Source organism: Corallococcus terminator, from assembly GCF_003611635.1.
Taxonomy (GTDB): domain Bacteria; phylum Myxococcota; class Myxococcia; order Myxococcales; family Myxococcaceae; genus Corallococcus; species Corallococcus terminator.
Genome location: NZ_RAVZ01000001.1, coordinates 84,253 through 100,481 on the forward strand (window position 1 = coordinate 84,253; position 16,229 = coordinate 100,481).

The following is a 16,229-nucleotide window of genomic DNA, read 5'->3' on the forward strand; positions in this document are numbered from 1 at the left end:
ATGAAGAACGTCGACGACATCTACCGTCTTTCGCCCATGCAGCAGGGCCTGCTGTTCCACACGCTCGGCGCGCCGGGCACCTACGTGGAACAGGTCTACTGGTCCTGGCGAGGTGACCTGGACGTCGCCACGCTCCAGCGGGCGTGGCAACGGATGGTGGAGCGGCACACGCCGCTGCGCACGGCGTTCTTCTGGGAAGGCATGAAGGATCCCCTCCAGGCGGTGCGTCGGAAGGTAGAGCCGACGTGGCGCCTGGAGGACTGGACGCAGGTGCCCGCCGAAGCCCAGGAGGCGCGCTTCGCGGCCCGGCTGGAAGCCGATCAGCGCGAGGGCTTCAACCTGTCCGCGGCGCCGCTGTTGCGCTTCACGCTGGTGAAGTGCGGGCCCGCGCTCACGCGGTGCATGCTCAGCTACCACCACCTGGTGATGGATGGCTGGTCGCTGCCCGTGTGCATGCGGGAGCTGTTCCTCACCTACGACGCGCTCAGCCGGGGCGAGGAGCCCCAACTGGAGCAGGCCCGGCCGTACCGGGACTACATCGGTTGGTTGTCGAAGCAGGACCGGGACCAGGCCGAGCGCTTCTGGCGCGAGCGGCTGGCAGGCTTCAGGACCGCCACGCCACTCGCGGCGGACCGGGCCGCGGGCCACGGCTCGGAAGTGGAGTCCTACGGCACCGAGTCGCTGCGTCCGGGCGCGGTGTTGAGTGGCCGGCTGGCGGCCTTCACGCGACAGCACCAGGTGACGCTGAGCACCCTGGTGCAGGGGGCGTGGGCGCTGGCCCTGGGCCGCTACAGCGGGCAGGACGACGTGGCCTTCGGCACCGTCGTGTCCGGACGCCCGCCGTCACTGCCCGGCGTGGACGGCATGCTGGGCACGTTCATCAACACGCAGGTCAGCCGGGTGCGACTGCCCCCGGACGCCACGGTGCTGTCGTGGCTCAAGGCGCTCCAGACGGAGCAGTTCGCCGCGCGCGACTTCGAATACGTGTCGCTGGTGGACGTGCAGGGGTGGAGTGACGTGCCCCGCGGCCAGCCCGTCTTCGAAAGCCTGGTCATCTTCGAGAACCTTCCGCGGCGGGGGCTCGCGCCGGAGATGACGGCGCGGCTGCCAGTGGAAGGCTTCGCGCGCACGCATGCGCGCACGGGCTACCCACTCAGCTTCGTGGTGATGCCGGACGCCACGGACCTGGAGCTCCAGCTCACCTACGACGAGGCCCGCTTCGACGGAGCCACGGTCCGGCGGATGCTGGGCCATGTCGCCACGCTGTTGCAGTCCCTGCTGGAAGCGCCAGACGCGCGACTGTCGGGCCTGACGCTGCTGTCGCCGGAGGAGGAGCGCCAGCTCCAGCAGTGGAACGACACGCGCGCGGCGTTCGCGGAGGACACCTGCCTGCCCGCGCTCGTCCAGGCCCAGGTCCGGCGCACGCCCGAGGCCGTGGCGGTCATCTTCGAGGACGCGCAGCTCACCTACGCGGAACTCGACGCGAGGGCCAACCAGCTCGCGCACCACCTGCACTCCCTGGGCGCCGGGCCCGGGGCAACGGTGGGCCTGTGCGTGGAGCGCTCCATCGAGATGGTGGTCGGCCTGCTGGGCGTGCTCAAGGCGGGCGCCGCCTACGTGCCCATCGATCCGGCCTACCCGAAGGACCGCATCGCCTTCATGCTGGCGGACGCCGCGCCGCGCGTGCTGCTCACCCAGCAGCGGCTCGTGTCACAGCTTCCGTCCACGCAGGCACGGTTGCTGTGCCTGGACTCGGACGGGGCGAGCGTGGCGCGCCAGCCGACGGACGCGCCCGAGGTCCCCCTCACGCCGGGTCATCCCGCCTACGTCATCTACACCTCCGGGAGCACGGGCCAGCCCAAGGGCACCGTCATTGCCCACCGGGCCCTGGCCAACCACATGGCGTGGATGGTCTCCACCTTCGGCCTGGGCGCCACGGAGCGGGTGCTCCAGAAGACACCGCTGAGCTTCGACGCCTCCGTGTGGGAGTGCTGGGCGTCGCTGCTCGTGGGGGCTCCGCTGGTGCTCGCGCCGCTGGAGGCGCACCGGGATCCGGCGGCGCTGGTGGACTGCGTGGTGCGCCAGCGCGTGAGCGTGCTCCAGGTGGTGCCGTCGCTCCTGCGCTTCATGCTGGATGAGCCCGCGCTGCCCCGGGCCACGCACCTGCGCTGGCTCTTCTGCGGCGGTGAGGCGCTGCCGCTGGAGCTGGCCCTGCGCGTGCGCGCGGTGCTGCCCCAGGTCCAGGTGGTGAACCTCTACGGCCCCACGGAGACGACCATCGACGCCACGTGGGCCCAGGTGTCAGGGCAGGAGCCCGGCACCACGGCGCCCATCGGCAGGCCGGTGGCGAACACGCAGGTGCACGTCCTGGACGCGGGCCTGCGGCCTGTCCCGGTGGGCGTGCCCGGAGAGCTCTTCATCGGCGGCGTGCAGTTGGCCCTGGGCTACCTGGGGCGCCCCGCGCTCACCTCCGAGCGCTTCGTGCCGGACCCCTTCACCCGGGAGCCGGGCGCGCGCATGTACCGCACGGGAGACCGGGCGCGGTGGCTGCCGGACGGCACCGTCGACTTCCTGGGCCGCATGGACTTCCAGGTGAAGCTGCACGGGCAGCGCATCGAACTGGGAGAGATTGAAGCCGCGCTGGAGCGACACGCCTCCGTGCGCGAGGCGGTGGTGGTGGCGCGCGAGGACGTGCCGGGCCAGCAGCGCCTGGTCGCGTACGTCGTCCTCACGTCCCGGGAGGAGGGCTCGCACGCGCCGTCGGATCTGCGTGAGCACCTGCGCCAGCACCTGCCCGAATACATGGTGCCGGCGGCCTTCGCGGTCCTGGATGCCCTGCCGCTCGGTCCCAACGGCAAGCTGGACCGCAAGGCCCTGCCCGCCCCGGACACCGCGGGCGCGGAGGACCTGAACGCTTCGGACTACGTCGCTCCGCGCGACGAGACGGAGCAGAAGCTGGCGGACATCTGGGCGCAGGTGCTGGGGCGTCCCCGCGTCGGCGTCCACGACAACTTCTTCGACCTGGGAGGCGACTCCATCATCAGCCTCCAGGTCGTCGCCCGGGCAAGACAGGCCGGGTTGAGCCTGACGCCGCGCCTGCTCTTCCAGCACCGCACGGTGGCGGCGCTCGCGAAGGTGGCCGAGGCCGCGCGGACGCCGCGCGAGGACGTGGGTCCCGTGCAGGGCCCCGTCCCGCTGACGCCCCTCCAGCGCGTCTTCCTGGAGCAGGAGCTTCCCAGGCCGCACCACTTCAACCAGGCCGTGCTGCTGGAGGTGCGCGAGCCGTTGGAGCCCGCCCTGCTGGAGAAGGCCCTGCGCCACCTGGTGGAGCACCACGACGCCCTGCGCCTGCGCCTCACCCGCACGGCGGGCGGCTGGGAGCAGCACAACGCGCCACCGGGCGCCCTGCTGAAGCTCAAGCGGGTGGACCTGTCCACCGTGCCCGAAGCCCTGCGCGCCTCCGCGCTGGACGCCGAGGCGACGAAGGTGCAGGCCAGCCTGGACCTCACCGAGGGACTGCTGCTGCGCGCGGCCTTCTTCGAGCGGGGGCCGGGCCAGACGCCGCGCTTGCTGCTGGCGGCCCACCACCTGGCGGTGGACGGCGTCTCCTGGCGCGTGCTGCTGGAGGACCTGGAGGCCGCCTGCCTCCAACTGCGCCGGGGTGGAACCGTGGCGCTGCCGCCGCGTGGCACGTCGTTCCAGGCGTGGGCCCAGCAACTCCAGACGCTGGCGCGCACGGAGGCGCTGGAGGCACAACTGCCCGTGTGGCAGGCCCAGAGCGCGCATCCCGTGGCCGCGCTGCCCACGGACCTGCCGGGGGGCACGAACGCCCAGGACTCGGCGCGTACGGTGACGGTGGAGCTGGAGGCGGAGACGACGCGCCTGCTCATCCAGGAGGTCGCGGCGGCGTACCGCTCGCGCGTGGATGAGCTGTTGCTGTCGTCGCTCGCCCAGGCGCTGGCGCGCTGGGCGGGCCCGGGCGCGCTGACGGTGGCACTGGAGGGCCATGGCCGCGAGGAGCTCTTCGACGGCGTGGACGTGTCCCGCACGGTGGGCTGGTTCACCAGCCTCTTCCCGGTGCGGCTGGACGTGCCGACAGGGGCCACGCCGGGCGAAGCCCTGCGCACCGTGCGCGAATCACTGCGCGCCCTGCCCCACCGGGGCGTGGGCTACGGACTGCTGCGCCACCTGGGCCGCGACGCCGTGGCCGCGACGCTGTCCGCTCCGCCCGAGCCCTGGGTGGCCTTCAACTACCTGGGCCAGCTCGATGCCCAGGCGTCCACGCTCTTCGCGCTCACGCAAGAGCCCTCCGGCACGTCGCGTGACATGGGCGGATTGCGCCCTCGCGCGTTCGACGTCGATGCCATGATCGTGGGCGGGAAGCTGCGCGTCGTCTGGACGTACAGCGAATCGCTGCACACGCGGACCACGCTCGAGTCGCTCGCGAAGGGCCACCTGGAGGCCTTGCGGGCGCTGGTGGAGGGCCGGGACTCGGCGGATGCGCTGCGCTACGCGCCCCTGGATTTCCCGCTGGCGCGCCTGGACGCGGCGACGCTGGAGCGGCTGCTGCCTCCGGGCACGCCCGTGGAGGACGTCTATCCCCTGTCGCCACTGCAACAGGGCCTGCTCTTCCACGCCCAGTTGTCACCGGTTGGAGGCCTGTACTTCGAACAGCTCTCCTGGGCCATCCGCTCGCCGCTGGAGGCCGCGGCGTTGAGGCGCGCGTTCGAGGCGGTGGTGGCGCGCGAGGCGGTGCTGCGCACGCGCTTCGTCTGGGAGGGGCTGGAGCAACCGCTGCAGGTGGTATCGCCCCGGGTGGAGCTGCCCTGGCGGCAGCTCGACTGGCGTCAGGTGCCTGCCGCCGAGCAGCCCGCGCGGCTGGAAGCCTTCCTCCAGGAGGACCGGGAGCAGGGCTTCGACCTGGGACGGGCCCCGCTGGCCCGGCTGGCGGTCCTCCGGCTGGGGGAAGACTCCTGGCATTGCGTGTGGAGCTTCCACCACCTGCTGCTGGACGGCTGGAGCATGGGCCGGGTGCTCCAGCAGCTCTTCACCGCGTACGCGAGCACGGCGCGGGGACAGGCGCCCCGGCTGGAGCCCGCTCCGGCCTTCCGCGATTACATCGGCTGGCTGCAACAGCAAGACCCGGCGCGGTCCGAACCCTGGTGGCGGCAGGTGCTGGCGGGCTTCACCGCGCCCACGCCGCTGCCCGGGGCACGTCCGGCCGCTTCGAGTGGGACGGTGGCGAAAGCCGGTGAGCAGATGCTGGCGCTCTCCGCGGATCAGCTCGGTTCACTCCAGGCCTTCGCGCGTCGCCACGAGCTGACGCTGGGCACGCTGGCCCAGGCCGCCTGGGCGCTGGTGCTCTCCCGCTACAGCGGCGACGAGGACGTCCTCTTCGGCGTCACCGTCTCGGGCCGACCGCCGGAGCTGCCCGGTGTCGAAGCGATGGTGGGCCTGTTCATCAACTCGCTGCCCGCGCGCTTCCAGGTGGAGCCCCGGGCCCCGGTGGTGCCGTGGCTCCAGAAGGTCCAGGCGCAGCAGGTGGACCTGCGCCAGCACGAACACTGCCCGCTGGTGCAGGTGCAGTCCTGGAGCGCGGTGCCGCGCGGGACGCCGCTGTTCGAGTCCCTGTTCGTCTTCGAGAACTACCCGCTGGACGCGGCGCTGAAGGAGCGCTCCCCCGGGGTGACGGTGGCGGACGTGCGCATGCACGAGCGCACCCACTACCCGCTCGTGCTCGCGGTGGTGCCGGGGCAGGAGCTCCGGTTGCAGTTGACGTACGACACCGCCCGTTACGATGACGCCACGGCCACGCGCCTGCTGGAGCACCTGCGGCTGGCGCTGCGCGGGCTCACCGCGGCGGAAGGACAGGAGCTGCGGGACGTCACCTTCCTTCCGGAAGGGGAGCGTCAGCGGCTGCTGGTGGAGTGGAATGCCACCGCCTCCGACGCGCCGCTCGACGAGCCCCTGCACATCCTGTTCTCCCGCCAGGTCGCGCTCACCCCCGAAGCCGTCGCGCTCGTCTCCGGTGAGCTGCACCTCACCTACTCCCAGCTTGAAGCACGCGCCCATCAGCTCGCGTGGCACCTGCGAGAGCTGGGGGTCCGCCCGGGCTCGCGCGTCGCGCTCTTCCTGCCGCGCTCGCCCGAACTGATCATCGGCCTGCTCGCGGCCCTCAAGGCCGGGGCCACCTACGTCCCCATCGACCTGCATGCGCCCGTCGAGCGGCGGGAGCTGTTGCTCCAGCAGTCCGGCGCCGCCGCGCTGCTCACCTTCGAAGCGCTGGCGCGTGAGCTTCCCGCGCACGCCATGCCGCTGGTGAAGCTGGACGCGGAGGCGTCCCTGCTGGCCTCGCGCCCCACCTCCGCGCCCGAGGCGTGGAGCAGCGGTGACAGCCTGGCGTACGTGATGTTCACGTCGGGCTCGACGGGCCGTCCCAAGGGCGTGTGCATCCCCCACCGCGCCGTCGTGCGTCTGGTCTGCGGCAACGACTTCATGCGCTTCGGGCCCCAGGAGGTCTTCCTCCAACTGGCCCCCGCCGCCTTCGACGCCTCCACCCTGGAAGTCTGGGGCGCGCTCCTGCACGGCGCCCGCCTCGTGCTGCCTCCCCCGCACGCACTCTCCCTGGAGGAAGTCGCAGGCCTTCTGCGCCAGCACTCCGTCTCCTCCGTCTTCCTCACCACCGCTCTCTTCGCCCAACTGGTGCAGCACCAGCCCGACGCACTCGCCTCCATTCCGCAGCTCATGGCGGGCGGCGAAGCCATGCCCCTGGCCCGTGCACGCGAGCACCTGCTGCGCATGCGCCCCGGCACGCGCTTCTTCCACGTCTACGGACCCACGGAGAACACCACCTTCTCCACCAGCCAGCCCCTGGCCCCCGCCACGCCCGTAGGCGACTCGCTGCCCATCGGCCGCCCCATCTCCAACTCCACCGCCTACGTGTTGGATGCCGCCTGGCAGCCGGTGCCCGTCGGCATCCCCGGCGAGCTGTACGTCGGTGGCGAAGGCCTCGCCTGGGGCTACCTGGAGCAGCCCGCCCTCACCGCCGAGCGCTTCATCCCCCACCCCTTCAGCTCCACCCCGGGCGCCCGCCTCTACCGCACCGGTGACAAGGTCCGCTGGCTGCCCGATGGCTCGCTCGACTTCCTGGGCCGCACCGACTTCCAGGTGAAGCTGCGCGGTTTCCGCATCGAGCCCGGCGAAGTCGAAGCCGTCCTGCGCTCCGTGCCCGGCGTGCGCGATGCCATCGTCGTCGTTCGCGAGGACTCCGCTGATGACAAGCGCCTCGTCGCCTACGTCGTCGCCTCCAACGTCTCTCCCACCGAGCTGCGCGCCCACCTCCAGCAGAAGCTGCCCGAGTACATGGTCCCCGCGGCCTTCGTCCTCCTGGACGCCCTGCCCCTCAACGCCAACGCAAAGGTCGACCGCAAAGCCCTCCCCGCGCCGGACGCGGCCTCCGTGGTGCGCGCCGCCTCGCGTCCGCCGACCACCGAGACCGAGCGCCAGCTCGCGACCCTCTGGACCGAGGTGCTGAAGCTCGACACGGTGGGCGCCGAGGACGACTTCTTCGCCCTCGGTGGCCACTCGCTGCTGGCCACGCAGATCGTCTCCCGTGTGCGCGCCGCCTTCGACGTGGAGCTGCCGCTGCGCACGCTCTTTGAAGCCTCCACGCTCGAAGCCCTCGCCGAGCGCATCGACGCCGCACGCACCCAGTCCCCCGCGCCAAAGGCCCCGCCGTTGGTTGCGATGCCACGCGACGGCGCCCCGCCGCTGTCCTTCGCGCAGCAGCGCCTGTGGTTCCTGGATCAGCTCGAACCCGGGAGCACGGCCTACAACGTTCCCGGCGTCCTCCAACTGGAAGGCGCGCTCGACACGGCGGCCCTCCGGCAATCGCTGGATGCCCTGGTGCGGCGCCATGAGGTGCTGCGCACCACCTTCGCCGAGGGCCCGCACGGCCCCGTGCAGCGCATCGCCCCCCCCGTCGCCTGCCCCTTCGAGCGCATCGACCTGGGCCACCTGCCGACCTCCGAGCGCGAAGTCACGCTGCGAAACCGCATCGCCGAACACGCCACCCGTCCGTTCGACCTGTCGCGCGGCCCCCTCTTCCGCGCCGTGCTGGTGCGTCTGGGTGAACAGGAACACGTGCTGCTGGTCCTCACGCACCACATCGCCTCGGACGGCTGGTCCATGGGCGTGATGGTGCGGGAGCTGGCCGCCCTCTACCGCGCCTTCGCTTCCGGCGAAGCTCCCACCCTCGCGCCGCTGCCGGTGCAGTACGCCGACTTCGCTTCCTGGCAGCGCCAGTGGCTCCAGGGGGATGTCCTCCAGTCACAGCTCGACTTCTGGCGTCACCAGCTCGCGGGCGCTCCCTCCGCACTGGAGCTGCCCACCGACAGGCCCCGTCCCTCCGTCCAGTCCTTCCGCGGCGCCTCGCTGCCAGTCGCGCTGCCGACCGCGCTCTCCAGCCGTCTCAAGACCCTGGCCTCGCAGGAAGGCGCCACGCCCTTCATGGCGCTGCTGGCCTCCTTCCAACTCCTGCTGTCCCGCTATGCAAACCAGGACGATGTCTGCGTCGGCGCTCCCATCGCCAACCGCAACCGCGCGGAGACCGAAGGCCTCATCGGCTTCTTCGTCAACTCCCTCGTCCTGCGCTCGCGCATCGACTCCTCCGCTTCCTTCCGCTCACTGCTGCGCCAGGTGAAGCGCTCCACCCTGGCCGCCTACGAGCACCAGGACCTCCCCTTCGAGAAGCTCGTCGAGGAGCTCCAGCCCCAGCGCGACCCGAGTCGCCCGCCCCTCTTCCAGGTCACCTTCGCGCTCCAGAACGCCCCCATGGGAGCGCTGGAGCTGCCCGGTCTGCGCCTGGGCCTGCGTGAAGCGGACGCCTCCAGCGCCAAGTTCGAGCTGGACCTCAGCCTCCAGGAGACAGCCGGAGGCTTCTCCGGTTCCATCGGCTACAGCACGGACCTGTTCGACGCCTCCACCGTCGCGCGGATGATGGAGCACCTTGGCGTGCTGCTCGACGCCGTGTGCGAACGGCCTGACGCGCCGCTGGCCAGCGTGTCGCTGCTGACCGGCCCCGAGCGCCAGCGCGTGCTGCGCGACTGGAACGCGACGCGTCCCACCGCGCCGGTGGAGGACACCCTCCCGAGCCTCTTCGAGGCGCATGCCCGGCGAGCCCCCCAGGCCGTCGCCGTCGAGCACGAGGGACAGACCCTCACCTACGCGGAGCTGGACGCGCGCTCCAACCAACTGGCGCGGCACCTGCTGTCGCTCGGGCTGCGGCCCGAGGCGCGGGTCGGCCTGTGCGTGGAACGCGGGTTGGAGCTGGCGGTCGGTCTGCTGGGCATCCTCAAGGCCGGCGGCTGCTACCTGCCGCTGGAGCCCGCGTATCCCCGTCAGCGCCTGGCGTTCATGTTCCAGGACGCCCGCGTGGCGGCGGTGGTGACGCAACAGTCCACCCGGTCCTCCCTGCCCGAGCACGATCTGCCCACGGTGTCCCTTGACACCGACGGGCCGCTGCTCGCGAAGCAGTCCACGCAGGCCCCCGAGCACTTCCACATCGCGGCGGATCAGCTCGCGTACGTGCTCTACACCTCCGGCTCCACGGGCCTGCCCAAGGGCGTGGGCATCCCCCACCGCGCCGTCGTCCACCTGGTGCGGGACACGGACTTCGTCGACCTGGGGCCCGCGGACCGCATGGCCCAGGTGGGCACGCCGTCGTTCGACGCGGCCACCTTCGAAATCTGGGGCGCGCTGCTCAACGGCGCGCGGCTGGTCATCATCCCGCGCGACGTGACGCTCGCGCCCCGGGAGCTGGCGAAGCGGCTGCGCGACGTGGGCGCCACATCGGCCCTGCTCACCACCGCCCTCTTCCATCAGGTGGCGCGCGAGGTGCCCTCGGCCTTCGCGCACATGCGCTACGTGTTCTTCGGCGGAGAGAAGGCGGACGCACGCGCCGCCCTGGGCGTGCTTGGGGCACAGGCTCCCCAGCACCTGGTGAACCTCTACGGCCCGACCGAGGCCACCGTCTGCGCCACGTCCCATGAGCTGGCGGGACTCCCGGCCGACGCGACCTCCGTCCCCATTGGCAGGCCGCTGACGCGCATGCGGGTGTACGTGCTGGATGCGCACGGCCAGCCCGTGCCCCCGGGCGTCCCGGGCGAGCTGTTCCTGGGCGGCGTCGGACTGGCGCGAGGCTACCTGGAGCAGCCCGCCCTCACGGCCGGACGCTTCGTACCGGACGCCTTCAGCGGCGAGCCCGGGGCCCGGCTGTACCGCACGGGCGACCGGGCGCGCTGGAGCGCGGACGGGACGCTCGACTTCGTGGGCCGCGTGGACGCGCAGGTGAAGCTGCGCGGCTTCCGCATCGAGCCCGCGGAGGTGGAGGCCTTCCTCCTCCAGCACCCCTCGGTGCGCGAAGCGGTGGTGCGCGTGCGCGAGCAGTCTTCGGGTGATCCGCGCCTCGTGGCCTGGGTTGTTCCCGCTTCCGGGGCTGCCCCGCTGGACATCGCGGCCCTGCGCGCCTTCCTCACGGAGCGGCTGCCGGCCCACCAGGTGCCCTCCGCCTTCGTTTCCCTGCCCGCGCTGCCGCTGACCCCGAACGGCAAGGTGGACACTCACGCACTGCCCGCACCGGACGCGCTGTCGGTCGCGTCCGCGCCCGCCTCCGCTCAGCCGGAGCCCATGACCCTCTTCCAGCAGAAGCTTGCCGCGCTCTTCGCGGAGCTGCTGAACCTGGAGCGCGTGGGCCTGCACGACGACTTCTTCGCCCTGGGCGGCCACTCCCTGATGGCCACGCAGTTCATCTCCCGACTGCGCTCCGCGTTCGGCGTGGAGCTGCCCCTGCGCACGCTCTTCGACGCCCCCACCGTCGCCCGCCTCACGCGGCACGTGGAGGAGCGCTTCCTGTCGCGCGCGGACGGGCCCCTGCGCACGCCACCCCGGCCCGTGGCCCGGGACAGGGACCTGCCGCTGTCCTTCGCCCAGCAGCGGCTGTGGGTGGTGGATCAGCTCCAGCCCGGTGGCAGCCAGTACAACGTGATGGCGGCCCTTCGTCTGGAGGGCGCCCTGGATGTCGAAGCGCTGCGCCGCGCCCTGGAGCACCTCGTCGCCCGCCACGAATCCCTGCGCACGACCTTCGCGATGAAGGACGCGGAGCCCGTCCAGGTCTTCCACGCGCCCGGCACGTGGGCGCTCCCGGCCACGGACCTGGAACCCCTCGCGCCGGAGGCCCGCGAGGCCGAGGTGCGCCGGCTGTCGGCGGAAGAGGCCCGCACGCCCTTCGACCTGGGCCGGGGCCCGCTCCTGCGCACGCACCTGCTCCGGCTGGACGCGGAGCACCACGTCCTGCTGCTCGACATGCACCACATCGTCTCGGACGGCTGGTCCATGGGCGTGCTGGTGCGCGAAGTCGCCGCGGCCTACGAGGCCTTCGCCACCGGGAAGTCCCCCACGCTGCCCGCGCTGCCGGTGCAGTACGCCGACTTCGCCACGTGGCAGCGGGACTGGCTGCGGGGCGACGTGCTCGCGCGGGAGGTGACGTGGTGGAAGGAGCACCTCTCCGGCGTCCCTCGCATCCTGGAGCTCTTCACGGACAAGCCCCGGCCGGCCCTGCCGTCCTCGCGCGGCGCGCTCGTGCCCGTGCACCTGCCCCGGGAGCTCACCCAGGGCCTCTTCGCCATCGCGCGGCAGGAAGGCGCCACGCCGTTCATGGCGCTCCTGGCCGCATGGCAGGTCCTCCTGTCCCGCTACACACGCCAGGAGGAGCTGCTCGTCGGCTCCCCCGTCGCGGGCCGTGGACACGGGGAGGTGGAGGGGCTCATCGGCTTCTTCGTCAACACGCTGGCGCTCAAGGGGCGCGTGCGCGGACGGGACTCGTTCCGCGCGCTGCTCGCCCAGGTGCGCGACACCACGCTCGCCGCCTACGAGCACCAGGACGTCCCCTTCGAGAAGCTCGTCGAGGAGCTCCAGCCCCAGCGCGACCTGAGCCGCAACCCGCTGGTGCAGGTCCTGCTCGCGCTCCAGAACACGCCCCAGGGTGAGCTGAAGGCCCCGGGCCTCACGCTGCGGCCCGTGGAGGTGGAGAACGCCACGGCCCGCTTCGACCTGGGCCTCATGCTCACCGAGTCCGCGGACGGGGTGCGCGGCGGCCTCGAGTACAGCACCGACCTGTTCGAGCCCGCCACGGCGCGCCGGATGGCCGGCCACCTGCGCGTCCTCCTGGAGTCCCTGGTCGCGGCGCCGGACGCCCCGCTGTCCACGCGTGAATGGCTCACGCCCTCCGAACGCCAGCAGCTCCTGGTGGACTGGAACGACACCCGGGTCGACTACCCGCGCGACAGCTCCATCCCGGAGCTCTTCGAGGCGCAGGTCGCCCTGCGCCCGGACGCCATCGCGCTGGAGTTCGAGGACGCGAAGCTGACGTACGCGCAGCTCGACGCGCGGGCCAACCAGCTCGCGCACCTATTGCGCGCGAACGGCATCGGGCTGGACGCGCTGGTGGGCGTGTGCCTGGAGCGCTCGCTGGAGCTCGTGGTGTCCCTGCTCGCCATCCTCAAGGCGGGTGGCGCCTACGTGCCGCTGGACGCCGCGTACCCGGCGCAACGCCTGGAGTACATGGTGGAGGACGCCCCACCCCGGCTGCTCATCACCACCCGCGCGCTTCGGCCCTCGCTGCCCGTGTCGGACGCCGTGCCGTGCCTGTTCATGGAGGAGGTGCGCCTGGACGCGCAGCCCACGTCGCCCACGGGCGTGCGTCCGCTGCCGCGCAACCTGGCCTACGTGGACTTCACGTCGGGCAGCACCGGCCGGCCCAAGGGCGTGGCGGTGGAGCACCGCGGCGTCGTGCGGCTGATGTACGGCGCGGACTACGTGGACATGGGCCCGGAGGAGACGTGCGTTCACCTGGCGCCCATCGCGTTCGACGTCTCCACCATGGAGATCTGGACCGCGCTGCTCACCGGCGGCCGGCTCGTCGTCTTCCCGCCCCAGCCGCCCACGGACCTGGAGCTGCTGGGCCGGGTGCTGCGGCGCCACGCTGTCACCACGCTCTACCTGTCCACGGGCCTGTTCTCCCAGGTGGTGGACGTGGGCCTGGAGATGCTGCGCGGCGTGCGGCAGATCATCCCCGCCGGGGACGTGCTGTCGCCCACGCACACCCGCAAGGTGCTGGACACGCTGCGCATCCCCGTCATCAACGGCTACGGCCCCACGGAGGGCACGGTCTTCGCCAACTGCCTGCGGGTGACGCGCTCCGAGGACGTGGGCACGAGCGTGCCCGTGGGTCCCCCCATCGCCAACACGCAGGTCTACATCCTGGATGCGCACCTGCGGCCCGTGCCGGTCGGCGTGCCCGGCGAGCTGTGCATCGGCGGTGACGGCCTCGCGCGCGGCTACCTGTCGCGCCCGGACCTGACGGCGGAGCGCTTCGTGCCGGATCCGTCCAGCACCCGGCCCGGTGAGCGCATCTACCGCACGGGAGACCTGGCGCGCTGGCGCGCGGATGGCGCCGTGGACTTCCTGGGCCGCATCGACACCCAGGTGAAGGTGCGCGGCTTCCGCATCGAGCTGTCGGAGGTCGAGGCCGCCGTGATGTCCGCGCCCCACGTGCGCGAAGCCATCGTCCTGGTGCGCGAGGACGTGCCCGGCGACAAGCGGCTGGTCGCCTACGCCGTGCCCGCGCTGCCCTCCGCCCCCGGTGAGGCCGCGCCGTCCCTGGTGCCCGCGGACCTGCGCGAGCACCTGCGCCAGCGGCTGCCGGAGTTCATGGTGCCGTCGGCGTTCGTGGTGCTGGAAGCGCTGCCGCTCAACCCCAACGGCAAGGTGGACCGCAAGGCGCTGCCCGCGCCCACCGGCGGCGCGAATGGCGGCGCGGGCCGCTTCGTGGAGCCCGGCAACCCGCTGGAGGAGCAGATCGCGGCCGTCTGGGCGCGCGAGCTGGGCATCGAGCGCGTCGGCGTGCACGACCACTTCTTCGAGGACCTGGCCGGCACCTCCCTCACGGTGGTGCGCGTGTCCACGCGCCTGAAGGAAGCGCTGGGCCGCGAGCTGCCCGTGGTGTGGCTCTTCGAACACCCCACCGTCCACGCGCTCGCCCAGCGCCTGGAGCGCGAGTCGGGCGCAACGCCCGGTGGCGCGACCGTGGCCGCCCCGCCGTCCACGCCCGCGCCCACGCCCGAGAAGGCGCCGCGAGCCCGGGCGCCCCAGACAGCGGGGTCCGAGGACATCGCCATCGTCGGCATGGCGGGACGCTTCCCGGGCGCTTCCTCCGTGGAGGAGTTCTGGCACAACCTGCGCGAGGGCGTGGAGTCCATCTCCCGCTTCACGCCGGAGGAGCTGGAGCACCTGCCCGGCCTCCCCGAGGGCATGGAGCTGTGGCAGCACCCGAACTTCGTCCCCGCCGGCGGCGTGCTGGACGACATCGACCAGTTCGATCACGCCTTCTTCGACATGTCCCTGCGCGAGGCGCAGTGGACGGATCCGCAGCAGCGGCTGTTCCTCCAGTGCACCTGGGCCGCGCTGGAGGACGCGGGCATCGAACCGGATCAGTTCCCCGGGGACATCTCGCTGTACGCGGGCGCCATCGACTCCGGCTACGCGCAGACGGTGCAGCAGGGCATGCCCCTGGACGGCGCCGCCTTCTTCGAGCTGTACGGCACCGCGACCCACCAGAGCCTGGCGCAGAAGACGTCCTGGAAGCTGGGGCTGCGCGGGGAGAGCACGCTCGTCTACACCGCGTGCTCCACGGGGCTCGTGGCGGTCCACCTGGCGTGCCAGAACCTGCTGTCGGGACGCTCCGACGTGGCCATCGCGGGCGCCACGCGCGTGAGCGCGGTCCAGCGCACGGGCTACGTGTACCAGGAGGGGTTGATCTTCTCTCCCGACGGCCACTGCCGCGCGTTCGACGCGCAGGCGAAGGGAACCATCTCCGGCAACGGCGTGGCGGCGGTGGTGCTCAAGCGGCTGGACGACGCGGTGCGGGACGGCGACTCCATCTACGCCGTCATCCGCGCCTCGGCCACGAACAACGACGGGCGCGACAAGTCCGGCTTCACCGCGCCCAGCGTGCAGGGACAGTCCTCCGTCATCACCCAGGCGCTCACGCGCGCGGGCATCGAGCCGAAGGACATCGGCTACGTGGAGGCGCACGGCACTGCCACGCCGCTGGGCGATCCGATTGAAGTCGCGGCGCTCCAGCGGGCCTATGGGATGGGTCCGGATGCCCGGGGCACCATCGCGCTCGCGTCGCTGAAGTCCAACATGGGCCACCTGGACACGGTGGCGGGTCTGGCGGGCCTGATGAAGGCCGCGCTGTCGCTGCACCATGGGGAGATTCCCCCCAGCCTCCACTTCCAGAAGCCCAACCCGCGCATCGACTTCGACGCGGGTCCTTTCTTCGTCAACACCACCCTGCGGCCCTGGCCCCGGGGAGAGACGCCGCGCCGCGCCGCCGTCAGCTCCTTCGGCGTGGGCGGCACCAATGCGCACGCAGTGCTCGAGGAAGCCCCCATGCCGCACAGCGGTTCCACCACGCGCTCCCACCAGGTCGTGCTCCTGTCCGCGCGCACGCCCGAAGCGTTGGAGGCGGCATCGCAGCGGCTCGCGACGCACGCGGAAGGCCGGGCGGAGTTGTCCCTGGCCGACGTGGCCTTCACCCACGCGGTGGGCCGTCGCAGCTTCGACCACCGGCGCGCCGTGGTGGCGAAGGACGCGGCCGACCTCGCACGGCAGTTGCGCAAGCCGTACACGCCCGCCACGGTGAAGGATGTGGAGGCCGCGCGGCGGCGGCGCGTGGCCTTCGTGTTCTCCGGCCAGGGCGCCCAGCAACTGGGCATGGGCCGCGAGCTGTATGAGGCCGAGCCCGCCTTCCGCACGCACCTGGACGCCTGCCTGGAGCAACTGGAGCCGTCGCTGCGCGAGCGCGTCACGTCGCTGCTCCAGGCGACCGCCGGCGCGGGAGCCCCCGAGGCGGAGCTGCTGACCGACACCCGCGTCGCGCTGCCCGCGCTCTTCGCGGTGCAGGTCTCCCTGGCGCGGATGTGGCTGGGCTGGGGGGTGAAGCCCCACGCCGTCGTGGGACACAGCTTCGGCGAGTACGCCGCCGCCTGCGTGGCGGGCGTGCTGTCGCTGGAGGACGCGCTGAAGCTGGCCGTGGCGCGTGGCGAACTGATGCACCGCATGCCCCCGGGCGCGATGCTCGCGGTGGCGTTGCCGGAGGCACGGGTGCG

The 16,229-nt window shown here is 72.3% G+C and carries 1 protein-coding gene (running past one end of the window); it reads left to right on the top strand.

Annotated elements, in window-relative coordinates; all coding sequences use genetic code 11:
* Positions 1-16,229, top strand: partial view of a non-ribosomal peptide synthase/polyketide synthase gene (locus tag D7V88_RS00155; RefSeq protein WP_120538536.1) — the 5' end (the start) only. 18,664 nt of this gene lie beyond the right edge of the window; 16,229 of the gene's 34,893 nt are visible here — the first part of the coding sequence; the start codon lies at positions 1-3; its stop codon lies beyond the right edge, outside the window.